At 37.5% G+C, this 13,422-nt stretch carries 15 protein-coding genes; 12 read left to right on the top strand and 3 right to left on the bottom strand.

Annotated features, from left to right (window positions below):
• Positions 1–38 precede the first annotated feature (38 nt).
• Positions 39–1,256, bottom strand: a complete 1,218-nt coding sequence (gene ylbJ / locus BK585_RS16285) for a sporulation integral membrane protein YlbJ (RefSeq protein WP_078554886.1) — start codon at positions 1,254–1,256, stop codon at positions 39–41.
• A gap of 121 nt (positions 1,257–1,377) precedes the next feature.
• On the opposite strand from ylbJ, the gene BK585_RS16280 reads away from it, so the two are divergent.
• Positions 1,378–2,196, top strand: coding sequence for a patatin-like phospholipase family protein (locus tag BK585_RS16280; RefSeq protein WP_078554884.1), 819 nt, complete (start codon positions 1,378–1,380; stop codon positions 2,194–2,196).
• A complete protein-coding gene (locus tag BK585_RS16275) occupies positions 2,159–3,211 on the top strand; it encodes a SepM family pheromone-processing serine protease (RefSeq protein ID WP_078554882.1) in 1,053 nt (350 codons plus the stop codon). Before BK585_RS16280 ends, BK585_RS16275 begins: the two co-directional genes overlap by 38 nt.
• A gap of 435 nt (positions 3,212–3,646) precedes the next feature.
• Here BK585_RS16275 and BK585_RS16270 read toward each other — a convergent pair whose 3' ends face one another.
• Positions 3,647–4,870 carry a nucleotidyltransferase gene (locus tag BK585_RS16270; RefSeq protein ID WP_078554881.1) on the bottom strand — a complete coding sequence of 408 codons (1,224 nt, stop codon included), beginning with the start codon at positions 4,868–4,870 and terminating at the stop codon, positions 3,647–3,649.
• Between the two features lie 354 nt (positions 4,871–5,224).
• Here BK585_RS16270 and BK585_RS16265 point away from each other — a divergent pair, with 354 nt between their 5' ends.
• From BK585_RS16265 to BK585_RS16250, 4 genes are all read left to right on the top strand, one after another.
• Positions 5,225–5,734, top strand: coding sequence for a YceD family protein (locus BK585_RS16265; protein WP_078554879.1), 510 nt, complete (start codon positions 5,225–5,227; stop codon positions 5,732–5,734).
• Between the two features lie 93 nt (positions 5,735–5,827).
• Positions 5,828–6,001 carry a 50S ribosomal protein L32 gene (gene rpmF, locus BK585_RS16260; RefSeq protein ID WP_078554877.1) on the top strand — a complete coding sequence of 58 codons (174 nt, stop codon included), beginning with the start codon at positions 5,828–5,830 and terminating at the stop codon, positions 5,999–6,001.
• Between the two features lie 107 nt (positions 6,002–6,108).
• Entirely contained in the window at positions 6,109–6,867 is a 759-nt protein-coding gene (locus BK585_RS16255; protein WP_078554875.1) for an enoyl-CoA hydratase/isomerase family protein, read from the top strand.
• A 108-nt stretch (positions 6,868–6,975) separates the two neighbouring features.
• Entirely contained in the window at positions 6,976–7,605 is a 630-nt protein-coding gene (locus BK585_RS16250; protein ID WP_078554873.1) for an RsfA family transcriptional regulator, read from the top strand.
• A gap of 149 nt (positions 7,606–7,754) precedes the next feature.
• Here BK585_RS16250 and BK585_RS16245 read toward each other — a convergent pair whose 3' ends face one another.
• Positions 7,755–8,225, bottom strand: coding sequence for an N-acetyltransferase (locus BK585_RS16245; protein ID WP_078554871.1), 471 nt, complete (start codon positions 8,223–8,225; stop codon positions 7,755–7,757).
• 265 nt (positions 8,226–8,490) lie between these two features.
• On the opposite strand from BK585_RS16245, the gene BK585_RS16240 reads away from it, so the two are divergent.
• The 6 genes from BK585_RS16240 to ftsL all read left to right on the top strand — a co-directional run bounded on the left by BK585_RS16240 (position 8,491) and on the right by ftsL (position 13,387).
• The gene (locus tag BK585_RS16240; RefSeq protein WP_078554869.1) at positions 8,491–9,396 is read left to right on the top strand and encodes a 2-dehydropantoate 2-reductase; all 906 of its coding nucleotides are present in this window, start codon (positions 8,491–8,493) and stop codon (positions 9,394–9,396) included.
• On the top strand, positions 9,393–9,776 hold the full coding sequence (locus BK585_RS16235; RefSeq protein WP_078554867.1) for a DUF3397 domain-containing protein: 384 nt from the start codon (positions 9,393–9,395) through the stop codon (positions 9,774–9,776). The genes BK585_RS16240 and BK585_RS16235 overlap by 4 nt, the downstream gene beginning before the upstream one ends.
• A gap of 75 nt (positions 9,777–9,851) precedes the next feature.
• On the top strand, positions 9,852–11,468 hold the full coding sequence (bshC, locus tag BK585_RS16230) for a bacillithiol biosynthesis cysteine-adding enzyme BshC (RefSeq protein ID WP_078554865.1): 1,617 nt from the start codon (positions 9,852–9,854) through the stop codon (positions 11,466–11,468).
• 144 nt (positions 11,469–11,612) lie between these two features.
• The gene (gene mraZ, locus BK585_RS16225; protein WP_078554863.1) at positions 11,613–12,044 is read left to right on the top strand and encodes a division/cell wall cluster transcriptional repressor MraZ; all 432 of its coding nucleotides are present in this window, start codon (positions 11,613–11,615) and stop codon (positions 12,042–12,044) included.
• A gap of 28 nt (positions 12,045–12,072) precedes the next feature.
• Positions 12,073–13,005 carry a 16S rRNA (cytosine(1402)-N(4))-methyltransferase RsmH gene (rsmH, locus tag BK585_RS16220; protein WP_078554861.1) on the top strand — a complete coding sequence of 311 codons (933 nt, stop codon included), beginning with the start codon at positions 12,073–12,075 and terminating at the stop codon, positions 13,003–13,005.
• A gap of 19 nt (positions 13,006–13,024) precedes the next feature.
• Positions 13,025–13,387, top strand: coding sequence for a cell division protein FtsL (gene ftsL / locus BK585_RS16215; RefSeq protein ID WP_078554859.1), 363 nt, complete (start codon positions 13,025–13,027; stop codon positions 13,385–13,387).
• The last annotated feature ends 35 nt before the right edge of the window (positions 13,388–13,422 follow it).

Raw genomic sequence — 13,422 nt, 5'->3', positions numbered from 1 at the left:
AAAAAGGTAAACCAACCTTTTTCTCATCCTCTTCTTACTTACAACATATTAACCCTTTTTGCTTTTATCAAAATAAACAGTAGTAAAAATCCTAAAGTGACATAGGAACCATACTGGACAAGATACGTCCATCCTTCAATAAGCCACGAATAGGTTTCTTCTTGTAGAAACGTTGGTTTGACTCCATCTGAATCAGGGTCAACCTGATTAACATAAAGTGGTGTCCAAAATAAAAAGGTAAATATGGCTGCTAAAAAACCATGTAAGATACGAGCGAAAAAGTATGGTTTAAAGCGTATGTCTGTTTCAGCTAGGATACTAGCCACTTGTGCTTGCACGGAAAAACCACTAAACGCTAAAATAAAACTAGTAATAATCGCTTTTTGAAGAAGACCCGAATCAGTTGTGTTGCTTGTCATTTGACTTCCTAGTGTAATTTCAAACAAACCTGAAATTAAAGGAATGCTCAATTCACTTGGTATGTTAAATGTGACCAACAAGATGGAAAGAAAACCTGCTACAAAGGTAGTAAATTCTATAAGACTAAGTAATTTATTTAACACTGAAAATAAAATAATGAATCCACCTATCATTAGTAGCGTAGTTACGGATGATTGCACAGCATCCCCTAATAATTTTCCTATTGGTCTTCCGTCACGGATACGTTCATTATGAAGGAGTTGGATAGAATCCTTTAACGTAAGTTTTGTAGATTTGTCTATCACTTTTTTCGGTTCATCCCGGTATGCGTGAAACCTCATGATTAAACCAACACATATATTGCCTGCATAATGAGCTGAGGCAAGCACGATTCCTAATGTAGGATCATGAAAAAAACCAACAGCGATTGCCCCAAAAATAAATAAAGGGTTCGACGAATTTGTAAAAGAAACGAGCCGTTCAGCTTCTATTCTAGTTAGTTTTTCTTCTTGTCTAAGTCTTGCCGTAAGCTTGGCACCTGCTGGAAAGCCTGATGCAAGTCCCATCGCCCAAACAAAGCCGCCTTCTCCTGGAACGCGGAATAGGGGTCTCATAAAACGTTCTAATATAGTTCCTAAAAAAGAGACAACTCCAAAACCAATTAACAACTCAGAGATAATAAAGAAAGGAAGAAGAGAGGGAAAGACGACCTCCCACCACATCGTTAACCCTCGAATCGAAGCTTCCAATGATTCTTTTGGAAATATCATAAGAGAGGCTGCCAAGCACGTCGAAAGCAAGGCTAGAACGATAGATTTAATTTTTGATGGATTCATTGGCTTGCCTCCAATATTTAAAAATGAACATGTCCCATACTTCAATATACGTATACAACTGTATTTTAGACCATATGATTGAAAACAAAGAGATGTAGAAGTATGATAGGAGGGGAACGAAGTGCGTCCAAAAATTGGATTAGCTTTGGGGTCCGGTGGAGCAAGGGGATTTGCTCATATTGGAGTGTTAAAGGTTTTAGAAGAAGAGAATATACCGATTGATTATTTGGCAGGAAGTAGTATGGGTGCCTTAGTAGCTGCCTTGTACGGTGCCGGCCACTCGGTTGCGAATCTTGAACGATTTGCCACGTTATTTAAACGGAAATATTATATAGATTTTACGGTCCCTAAGATGGGCTTTATTACCGGAAAAAAAGTCACAGAATTAATAAGGATACTTTCGAAACATAAGAAAATCGAACAGCTTTCACCGAGTGTTCAAATCGTGGCGACTGATTTATTAAAAGGCGAACGCGTGATCTTTAAAGAAGGGTCAGTGGCACAGGCTGTTAGAGCGAGCATTTCCATCCCAGGTATATTTGTACCTGTTAAAATGGGAGACACGCTTTTAGTAGATGGGGGTGTCATTGAACGGGTCCCTGTTTCTGTGACAAAAGAGATGGGGGCAGATATAACGATTGCATCGGACGTCTCTTTTTTTTCGACAAACAAAGAAATTATTTCAATTTATGATGTCATTTTGCAAACAATTGATATTATGGAGAGAGAAGTGGTTAAGAATAGAGAAGTCGATGCAACAATAATGATAAAACCGATGGTAAAACAAGTAAGCGCCATTGCCTTCACTAACGTAGAAGAATATATCGCATTGGGGGAAGAACAAGCTCGAAAACAAATCCCCTTCATTCAACATGAAATAGAAAAGTGGAAGGAGAACATGGATGGTCATCGAAAAAAGGGAGAAGACGAAGATAAGTAAACGCTGGATTGTCATTGCAGTCCTAGTGCTTTTACATTTTTACCAATTACCTTATTACTATACTCAACCAGGTGATACGAAAGAGCTAGCACCTTTTGTAGATGTTGAAAATGGATTTAAAGAAGAAGAAGGTTCACTGATGCTAACAACCGTTAAAATGGGGCGGGCCAATCCATATTTTTATGCATGGGCACATCTAAGTGAACATCGAGAAGTGGTACCAGAAGAAGCAATCATTGGACCTGAAGAAACGGATGAGGATTATTTTGAGCGTCAACGAATGATGATGCGAAACTCACAAGAAGCTGCTAAAATTGCTGCGTATACTCATGCCAACCGAAATGTCGACATAGAGTATCATGGCATTATGGTTACTACTTTTATTGAAGGAATGCCTGCAGAACAGCTGTTACAAAAAGACGATAGAATTAGAGCGGTAGATGGCACCGAGGTTCAAACGGTTGCAGAGTTAAATGAAATAGTAGGTGGAAGAGATGTCGGAGACCTTGTTGAGTTAACGATTACTCGTCAAGGAGAGACGATGGATATTACGGTCCCTGTAGCCTTATTTCCAGAAGAATTAGGTGGCAACGGAAGAGCTGGTCTGGGCATATTGCATCCAGTCGTTGACCGTACAATTCAATTTACACCACCAGTCACGATTGATGTTGCGAAAATAGGAGGCCCATCAGCCGGGCTAATGTTTTCTTTAGAGATTGTTAATCAGTTAACAGAAAATGATATCACAAAGGGATATCAGATTGCTGGGACAGGGACGATTAATGAGAAAGGGGAAGTTGGACGAATCGGTGGGGCAGGTCAAAAGGTGGTAGCTGCGCATAAAGCTAAGGCGGATATCTTTTTTGTACCAAAGGAAAAAGACCGTAAAGATTCCAACTATCATGAAGCTTTAGAAGTTGCTCAAACCATTAATACTACAATGAGAGTTGTTGGTGTAAATACACTAGAAGAAGCAATTCAATACTTAGAGAATTTACCTCCAAAAAGCGGATAAAGAAAACGGGCGTCGAAGAAAGAATCAGTCTTCGGTGGCCCGTTTTTTGCGATAAGGATAGGTGTATGAAGAGTCGTTCATAAGGTGGATGAACGACTTTATGTAAGGAAAAGTAGAGGAAAGGGTCGTTCATAAGGTGGATGAACGACTTTATGTAAGGAAAAGCAGAGGAAAGGGTCGTTCATAAGGTGGATGAACGACTTTATGTAAGGAAAAGCAGAGGAAAGGGTCGTTCATAAGGTGGATGAACGACTTTATGTAAGGAAAAGCAGAGGATAGGGTCGTTCATAAGGAGAATGAACGACTTTTTGTAAGGAAAAGCAGCAAGAAGTGGCGTTCATCAATTATGATTTCACTAGTTATCACCCAATCCTTCCAATAAAAAGAGCACTGAAAAGATAAAAACGTTTTTTTCAGTGCTCTTAATCCTTATAGTCACTCATTCCTTCGAAAAAGGAGAGGAGGGGTAGAGTATTCTTCTTGAAGATGAACCGTTTGCAAGGAAAGTGGGAATCCTAATGAATAACAGGCAGCCGCTTTCTTATCTAACTCCAGTAAGGCAGAAGAAAAAGGAGCAGTCGGTTTTGTAAGTAGAGGTACAGGGATATCTTTTTTTATCGCTCGAAGATAGGATTGACCTTGATCGGTCATCCCAAGTAAGCGAATGTAAGGGCGACTACTTGTCGCTTCAGCCATCTCCTCTTTTGAGGTATTCGTTAGGATATGTAAGCAGTAGCGCTGTAGACGATTCCACGTATATCGTTTTGTTTTTATTTCGTTCATAAACTCATGAAAAGTTGTCGCCTTGGTAATATGTTTTTTAAGTCGATATTCTAATCCCTCTTCCCCTTCATAGATGTTAGCTAATTCTTTCTCGGATTTGGTGAGGAGCTGATGTTTTAGGAAAGGGAAATAGTGATTCCACTGATGAAACATCTTGTTCCTTTCGTAATAGTCAACTAAGAAAGCTAATGTCGTTTCCGGTAGAACATGGGATATGTCGTTTAGTTCATTATTTTCGTGTAGTGCGTTTCGAATACTTGTTGCACTAGCGATTGGTTTTTTCTCTATGTGAACATCATGGTATTGAGCGCTTTTGCGTGTAATTGTCATTGCTTTTATTCTGCTCTTATGGTTTTTAATCGCTAGCATATAATAATAGCCTAAGATGTTATTTGGCTTTGAGAGGTCAAGGACTTCATGACCTGGTTGTAAGGAATAAAAAGCAAGCGAACAAGCCTTAGGGTAACTATGTCCCTCTTTTATAAACTCTTTAATTTTCGCCTCGTAACTTTCTCTATGTGTGTCAATAAAGCGATGTAGCGTTTCAAATTGTTGAATTTCTCCGGATTCACTGCCAAAACAAATCGTATCGACAAACAGTCCATTTAATATTTGCACCGCTCCATCTGCAAATGTTTCTGCTTTTTGAGTAGAGTACGCATACGGCAATTCAACGACAAGGTCAGCACCGCCAGCTAAAGCCATGTTTGTCCGTTGCCATTTAGAAACGAGCGCGGGCTCTCCCCGTTGTAAAAAGGACCCACTCATAACTGCAATAATAACATCAGCATTGGTTTGTTTTTTTGTTTCTTCAAGATGGTAAAGGTGCCCATTATGAAAGGGATTGTATTCGACAATAACACCCGCAGCTTTCATATTTCTCTTCCTTCCTACTCCTAAGTTAGGTAAGTATAAACAATTTATAAAAAGTATACCATAATGGGGATTCCACTTAAAAAAAGTTTAGTTTTTAAATGGAGCATTCCTAGTTAGATTACTAACCAATGATAGGCTGTCTGAATGTGCTTTTATAAAAAGCCTGTTATAAGTGGGTTTCTCTATTGTAGACATGTAAAGAGAGGAGCCATTGTCTTTTTCTAGCTTGCTATTCATGATGTGATAATGGTAAAGTGAATCTGTTATAAAATAAACATTTAGTGTAAAGATGAAAGCTTGACAAATACTAAGGGTAAAGCTATAATTACTCTTGTTGCATTGGGGTGATCAATTTTGAAATGGACAATCCAACAACTTAATGCTCAGAAAAACAAAGGGATACAATTTAACGAAACACTTGATCTTTCGGATATTTCGAAAAATGACCCTCAAATTCGTGGAATCTCTCCAGTAGAGGTTTCAGGCGAGGCTGTTGTTTCAAGTGACTCTGTAACGTTTCAGCTTCATATTAAAGGAACTCTTATCCTCCCGTGTTCACGCACGTTAGAAGATGTTGAACTTCCTTTCGATATTAAGACTAGGGAAATGTTTCGCCTTCATGAATCAGTTTGGGAAGATGAAGGTGAAGATGAAATTCATACGGTAGTCGGAGAAAGCATTGACCTAATTCCTTATATTAAAGAGCACATTTTATTAGAAATACCTTTGCAAATTTTTAGTGATAAAGAAGAAGGAAAAGCGCCTAAATCTGGTGAGGATTGGGAACTTTTCAAAGAAGATGAGCAAAAGAACAGAATAGACCCTCGTCTAGCTGATTTAGCAAAGTTTTTTGAAAAAGAGTAACGTGAAATGGAAGTACCGGCAATTCCCGGCCTTCATTTTATAAGGTCTGACTGACCAGAAATAATCTACATATTTTGTAAGGAGGTGGGAATGATGGCAGTACCTTTTAGAAAAACGTCAAAAACTCGTAAAAGAAAACGTCGTACTCACTACAAGTTAGCAGTACCTGGTATGGTAAAATGTTCAGAATGCGGAGAACTAAAACTAGCTCACCGTGTTTGTAAAGAATGTGGTTCATACAAAGGACAAGACGTATTAAACAAATAAGTTGATATAAAAAAGCAATGGACCTTGTCCATTGCTTTTTTTCATTTTCATAGCCAGGGCAAACGTATACTGTATACTGTAAATAAAACGGTTTTAGGAGGATAAAAATGGGGAAGGTAACTGTATCTAGGAACAATGATATCGTTTGGGTAACGATTAATCGTCCTGACAAGCGGAATGCTATTGATTATGATGTGATGGTGCAGCTTGATTGTATCCTGACTGAAATTGAACAAAACGAGAATGATAAAGTACTTATCATAACAGGTGCCGGTGATAGGGCTTTTTGTTCTGGTGGAGACTTATCCATCTTCCATAGCCTACATACAAAAGAAAAAGCGCAAGAAATGCTCGAGAGAATGGCGAACATTTTATATCGGTTGTTCCTTTTTCCGAAAATTACAATTGCTGCTGTAAATGGGGTAGCCGTTGGAGGTGGATGTGAAATTGCAGTCGCTTGTGACTTTCGTCTTGCATCACCAAACGCAAGGCTTGGTTTTATTCAGGCCACATTAGGTATTACGACGGGATGGGGAGGTTCATCGATGTTACTTGAGAGAATCGAATCACAAAAAGCACTTCAATTCCTTTTCTCCGCTGAGATAGTCACTGCCAAAGAAGCTGAACAAAAAGGATTGGTTACGGATCTTGTAAATGAAAGTGACTTTCGAGTAGGATGCGAAGAGTGGGTTCTTCCGTTTATAAAACAGAGCGTGCCTGTTTTACAAGCTTATAAGAAACGATGGCTCGACCAAATCGATAGAGACGAGCTAAAAAAGAGATTTGCAGCAGAAGTAGATGAGTGCTCGACGTTGTGGGAAAGTGAAGAGCATCAAGAAGCTGTTAAAAAATTTTTAAAAAAATAGAGAAATTGAATATATTTTTTTCATCGGGGACATAATCCTTTAATAGAAGAGAGTCTATCTTGTCTAGTAAATGCATATTATAGACAAAAGACAATTAGGAGGGATTGCATGTCAACGGTTCGTCAAGATGCCTGGAGCAGCGATGAAGATTTAATTCTAGCAGAGGTTGTACTTAGACATATTAGAGAAGGAAGCACACAATTGGCAGCATTTGAGGAAGTAGGACAAAGACTATCACGCACATCAGCGGCTTGTGGCTTTCGTTGGAACTCAGCGATACGAAAAAAGTATGAGGCAGCTATCACTTTAGCTAAGAAACAACGAAAGAAAACAAAACAGCCTCAAGAAAATCAGGAAGTATACCTTACTGAGGTTGCCGCAGAACAAACAATAGAACAAGAAAATGTTGAAGAGATTCAAGAAGAACTCGTAGAACCTACTGTTGAGGTAGAAACCGTTTCAAAAACGATTACGATGAAAGATGTCATTGACTATTTAACGTCTGTTTCTGGAAAATCAGTGGAACAGCAGCAATTAGAAAAAGATAATGAAGCACTAAGAAATGAAATTGCTCAGTTAAAAGAGAAAAATCGTAAAATTGAAAAAGAAATTGAAAGTTTGAAAAAAGAAAAGGACATCATTAATGAAGATTATCGTTCATTAATTGGAATTATGGATAGAGCTAGAAAGATGTCAATCATTGTTGAAGATGAAAGTAAGCTTTCTAAATCTAAGTAAGGGACAGTACGACCATTGATTTGATTTCAGTGGTTGACTCTTTTACAAGCCTGCTACATGCGTAGCAGGTTTTTTAAAAACCACTTCGCACATCGCTAAGAGGGTGAGACAAACGTTACCATTTGTCTCACCCTCGTTTTGGTCTGTTTTCACTCTTGTTCCCCAACACCGGCAGGATACCAAACATAAGGACTTTCGCCGCGGTCTCTTTCAGGCTGGTATGTCACAGCTTCAAAGCCCATCTTCCCCCAAAAAGAATTAGACCTTTGTCTTGCATTGGTTTTTATTGGTAAATTAATACTTTTTGCGTAATCAACGAGTACTCGCCCATAGCCCTTCCCCTGGTAGGGTCCAAGGACTTCTAGTTTCCATAATTCTAAGTAATCTTGTGGTGGATCGAAATAACGATCATACTTTGCCTCAATTCGATAGAGGCTCATTCGGGCTACTAACTTATTTCCAAAGTAGATGCCGTAAAATGGAGACTCACTATCGTTTTCAATGATATTTTCCTGTAAGTCCTCTTTCATAGACAACTCTGCTGCGCCATATTCCTGAAAATTCTCAAATTCTTCTAATGTTTTATAATTTATGACTAGTCGTTCTACCTTAACATCCATATAAACCCCTCCTAACCAAAGTGTTCGCCTATACTATATAGCAGACTAAAAGCAAATGAAAGCGTTTTACCTTTATAAACTACCTTTATTTCAAAAGTGTTCAGAGCTACTTAAACGGGTAGCCATTAAAACAATATATTCCTGTATAGTACCTTCTATACATGCTCTATGTTAAAGATTGCAAATGGAAAATAAATGATATTCCTTGAGCCTGTTCTATGCTACAATTTTAGTACAATACTAATGGTACAAAAGGAAGGTTTTTATGAGGATCGGAATTATCGGTGGGGGAGCAGTTGGACTTCTTTTAGCGGCGTATAGTTATAAAGCGGGTTACTCTGTTACGATTTTAACAAGAACAATAAAGCAAGCAGAAGATATAAATATGAAGGGGATCACCCTTTTTAAGGAAGAAGAAATGGTTCACTATCCAATCCAAGCTTATTTATTTTCCGATTCATCGAGTGGAAACTATGACCTTATATTTATCGCAGTCAAGCAATCGATTTTACCTTTTGTTGTTTCGGAAATTTTAAAAAATAATCAATCTCCTCCTCCACTTGTATTTCTTCAAAATGGAATGTCTCATCTGTCACTCCTAGAACAAACAATAATTGATGACATCTTGGTTGGAGTTTTAGATCATGGAGCGTTAAGAATATCGGGCACAGAAGTGATTCACACGGGTAAAGGGACACTCCGTATTGGACAAGTAAAGGGAACTAAAGATTTTCAAATGATTTGGAATACCTTATCTGCTAATGGATTTACTAGTGAAAAAATAAGAGACTGGCTTTTTGTTATGAAAAAAAAGCTTGTGGTAAATGCTCTTATTAATCCATTAACGGCAATTTATAAGGTTAAAAATGGAGAGCTAATTGAACAAGATTCTCTCCTTACTGAAATGAAAGAGTTATATACGGAAGTTATTGATGTACTTCAATTCACAGAAAGTAAAGGCTTATGGGAATATGTATTGGAAGTTTGTCAGAAAACAAGCCAAAATAAATCATCTATGCTACAAGATATAGAAAACAATAAGCAAACCGAAATTGATGCCATCCTAGGATATCTTCTCGAACAGGGAAGAGGATTACCGGTGAAAACAAGTAAAATAGAAACACTGTACCAAACGATAAAAAAATTAGAAAGAAATGAGGAGAAGATGTGAGTACTTTTATTGCAGCAATAATCGCTACTGTCATTACAATGCCATTGTTAGGTTGGTTTTTTGTGTATATGATTACATTAAAGAAAACAAGAAGCAGGCCAACTTCTGTACGAGTAGCCTCAGACCTCTCCTCAATATTTTTTATGACCGCCGTTTATTTTATAATGTATGAATTATGGAAAAGCTCATTATTGTGGTTACTTATCATTTTCTTTTTACTCATAGCAATAGGATTTACAGTGATCCATTGGAAGACTCAAAACGACATTCAACCAGGAAAATTAATAAAAGGCATTTGGAGATTTAATTTTTTATTTTTCTTTATGTTATATATCGTGCTTAGTGTATATGGTGTTTTCTTGTCTGTTTTGAACAGTTGAGCATGTTAGTTGGTTTGTTGCCTTTTTCTTTGTTATAATACAAACCACTTACAATATTGGAAAGGGCGTTTCTATATGATAGTGAAAGACTGTCCACTTTCACCCACCTCTAAACTAGCTCATGATTATAATAAAAAAAGAGAAAAGTTATATCCATTTTTTGATTATGACTATCAGGAGGAAGGGGTATTCGAAAGGCGCCAGAAAGAATTGCAATCTCGTACATATCAACGGCAGGAGCTAGCAACAGTGTTAGCCTCGTATCATAAAAAGCTAAAGTATCACGACGCCGCGTTACACCAACTCGAAAAACTAAAGGATGATAATAGTTTAATTGTTGTTGGTGGACAACAACCAGGTCTTTTAACCGGACCAGCATATACCATTTATAAAGCGCTTTCTGTCATCCAACTTGCAAAGGAGCAGGAAGTAAGATTAGGAGTTCCTGTCGTTCCGCTATTTTGGATTGCCGGAGAGGACCATGATTTCGAAGAAGTAAATCATTTGTTTCAATTAGAAAAAAACAAAATGACCAAAAGTAAAGTAACGCAAAAACATGACCTTAAAACGATGCTTTCTTCATTACAACTTGACCATGAGGTAACAAGTGAATGGGTGAGGAGTATCTTTAATGGCTTACCGGAGACAGAACATACCCATGATTTATTATCTATCGTTTTGGAGTTAATGAAGCGATCTCATACATTCGTTGATTTTTTTGCGGAAATCATTTCATGGATGTTTCGTGAAGAAGGACTCCTGGTGTTGGATTCAGCTCATTCCGAAATCAGACAGTTAGAAAAGCAGTTCTTTGTTAAGTTAGTCGAAGATAATCAAAAACTGCAAGACAATTTTATTCAACAAGCTACTGAGTTAGAAAGAGCGGGTTATGGAAACCCTGTAGAAATTGACCCAAGTAATACGAACTTATTTTTTGTTGAGAATGGAAAAAGAGAACGAATTGTAAAAGAGGGTCATTTATATAAAACTCATCGAAAATTTTTTACACTAGACGAGTTGAAAATGGTTGCCGAAAAAAATCCAGAATCACTGAGCAATAACGTCGTGACAAGACCTTTAATGCAGGAATTTTTATTACCTGTTCTCGCTTTTGTGGCAGGTCCTGGTGAAATTGCTTATTGGGCAACGTTAAAAAAGGTGTTCAATGAGTATTCTTTTAAGATACCTCCTCTTGTTCCGAGAATTTCGCTGACACTTATTGACCGAAAAACGGAAAAATGGATGAGTGACAATCAAATTTCAGAGGCTGATGTGTTTTCAAACAAGATGAGTGTTCTTAGGGAAGAGTGGTATCAAAACCAAAATAAATTTGAAATCAAATCTGTCAGCGAACAAGTTAAACAAAATGTTGGTAAAGCTCATGAACCGCTTAGACAATTCGCTGATGATATTGATGTCACTTCTGTACAACTAGCCACTAAAAATCTCGAATTCCTTCTTTCGCAAATTGATACTGTCAGCGAGAAAATCGAAAAGAGGATTCGAAATAAGTATGAATCAGAACTAAATAAGTTTGATGAAGTGGAGAGTAAACTGTACCCACTTCAGAGCCCGCAAGAAAGGGTCTTTCATATTTTTTACTTTCTCAATGCATTTGGTGAGGATTTTATAACTAGGACAAAAGAGCTTAACTTGCCGAGTGATGGAGTTCATAAATTCATTTATGTGTAAATAGACGTATATATTTAAAAGTTTTTAAAAAATCCTGTGGAAAATGCAGGATTTTTTTATTTTGTATAGAAATGAAATTTTAGTGGTACAAAGTGGAGCGATGTGGTAGATTATAGGTAGGAAGTGGGGGAGGATGAGTACATTATGTTTATGGGAGAGTATCGGCATAATGTAGATGAAAAAGGTCGACTTATCATACCAGCTAAGTTCCGCGATGAATTAGGCGATTCTTTTGTCATTACACGTGGACTTGATCGCTGTTTATTTGTCTATCCCCAAGAAGAGTGGACTCAAATGGAGAATAAATTAAAATCACTTCCTTTTACCAAAAAAGATGCTAGAGCCTTTACTCGATTTTTCTTCTCAGGTGCTACCGAATGCGAATTGGACAAACAGGGGAGAGTAAATATAGTATCCCCACTTAGAGAATTTGCTGAACTTGAGAAGGAATGTGTTGTGATCGGTGTATCTAACCGAGTGGAAATTTGGAGTAAAGGGATTTGGGAAGAATATTTTGCTGAATCTGAAGAATCATTTAGTGAAATTGCAGAAAACATCGTAGATTTTGATTTGTAAAAGAGATTCAACAAAAGAAGGTGTATACATGTTTGAACACGTTACCGTCCTTAAAGAAGAATCTGTAGATGGTCTTAATGTTAAAGAAGATGGAATTTATGTTGATTGTACCCTTGGTGGTGCTGGTCATAGTGAATTATTACTTTCTAAACTTTCAAAAGATGGTCATTTATTTGCCTTTGATCAGGATGATGTAGCCTTGGATAATGCTAAACAACGATTATCTCCATATGCTGGTCAGTTTACGTTAATTAAAAGCAATTTCCGTTACATAAAAGAAGAATTGCGTAAACGGAACATCACAAAGGTAGATGGAATTTTGTTTGATTTAGGGGTTTCATCACCACAACTTGATGAAGGTAGTAGGGGGTTTAGTTATCACCAAGACGCAAAGTTAGATATGCGTATGGACCAAACCGCTCCACTGTCTGCTTATGAAGTAGTAAATGAATGGGAATATTCAAGACTCGTCTCGATATTTTTCAAATACGGCGAGGAGAAGTTTTCAAAACAAATTGCTCGAAAAATTGAAAATGCTCGCGATACAAAACCGATTACGACCACAGGAGAATTAGTGGACTTAATTAAAGAAGCGATTCCAGCACCAGCTCGAAGAAAAGGTGGGCATCCGGCTAAGCGGATTTTTCAAGCGATTCGAATAGCAGTAAATGATGAATTAGGGGCATTTGAGGAAGCATTAGCTGATTCATTCGACTTGTTAGAAAGTAAAGGTCGGATCGCAGTCATTACGTTCCATTCACTAGAAGATAGAATTTGTAAGGAAATGATGAAAGAACAGAGTACCGGACCTGAATTACCACCAGGGCTTCCTGTCATTCCAGAGGAATACAAACCTAAGTTTAAACTGGTAACAAGAAAACCTATTGCTCCAAGTGAACAGGAGTTAGAGCATAACAACCGATCACGTTCAGCTAAGTTACGAATTATAGAGAAGGCATAAATAACGAGGGGGGATAAAAATGAGTAATGTAGCAAGACAATATCAATTACCAAAAGAAAAGAAACAACAAGTACAACAACAAAAGCCTGTTACTCCTAAAGTAAGAAAGAAAATTACTAAAGGAGAAAAAGGAATAATTGCAATGATGTTTTTAGCGTTCACATGTGCGGTACTTTTCTTTGTGGTTAACCAAGTATCAACATATGCAGTTAACAGAGATATTCATGTTCTTGAGCAATCGATTTTACAACAAGAACAAGTGAATGATGGCTTAAGGCTTCAAGTCATTGAATTGAGTCGACCTGACCGTATTCTAGACATTGCAACTGAAGAGCTAGGCATGTCATTAGATGATAATAAAGTTAAAGTTATCCAAAACTAGTTCGCGTGCGAACTAGTTTTTCTTAAGAAAATTAG

The organism is Bacillus alkalicellulosilyticus, from assembly GCF_002019795.1.
Classification (GTDB): domain Bacteria; phylum Bacillota; class Bacilli; order Bacillales; family Bacillaceae_F; genus Bacillus_AO; species Bacillus_AO alkalicellulosilyticum.
This window is presented reverse-complemented; position numbering and strand designations above follow the sequence as displayed.

Excerpts from the sequence above, each read along its gene's own strand:
- ylbJ (WP_078554886.1), bottom strand. The coding sequence starts at position 1,256 with ATGAATCCATCAAAAATTAAATCTATCGTTCTAGCCTTGCTTTCGACG.
- BK585_RS16275 (WP_078554882.1), top strand. The coding sequence starts at position 2,159 with ATGGTCATCGAAAAAAGGGAGAAGACGAAGATAAGTAAACGCTGGATT.
- BK585_RS16270 (WP_078554881.1), bottom strand. The coding sequence starts at position 4,870 with ATGAAAGCTGCGGGTGTTATTGTCGAATACAATCCCTTTCATAATGGG.
- rpmF (WP_078554877.1), top strand. The coding sequence starts at position 5,828 with ATGGCAGTACCTTTTAGAAAAACGTCAAAAACTCGTAAAAGAAAACGT.
- BK585_RS16255 (WP_078554875.1), top strand. The coding sequence starts at position 6,109 with ATGGGGAAGGTAACTGTATCTAGGAACAATGATATCGTTTGGGTAACG.
- BK585_RS16250 (WP_078554873.1), top strand. The coding sequence starts at position 6,976 with ATGTCAACGGTTCGTCAAGATGCCTGGAGCAGCGATGAAGATTTAATT.
- BK585_RS16245 (WP_078554871.1), bottom strand. The coding sequence starts at position 8,225 with ATGGATGTTAAGGTAGAACGACTAGTCATAAATTATAAAACATTAGAA.
- BK585_RS16240 (WP_078554869.1), top strand. The coding sequence starts at position 8,491 with ATGAGGATCGGAATTATCGGTGGGGGAGCAGTTGGACTTCTTTTAGCG.
- bshC (WP_078554865.1), top strand. The coding sequence starts at position 9,852 with ATGATAGTGAAAGACTGTCCACTTTCACCCACCTCTAAACTAGCTCAT.
- mraZ (WP_078554863.1), top strand. The coding sequence starts at position 11,613 with ATGTTTATGGGAGAGTATCGGCATAATGTAGATGAAAAAGGTCGACTT.
- rsmH (WP_078554861.1), top strand. The coding sequence starts at position 12,073 with ATGTTTGAACACGTTACCGTCCTTAAAGAAGAATCTGTAGATGGTCTT.
- ftsL (WP_078554859.1), top strand. The coding sequence starts at position 13,025 with ATGAGTAATGTAGCAAGACAATATCAATTACCAAAAGAAAAGAAACAA.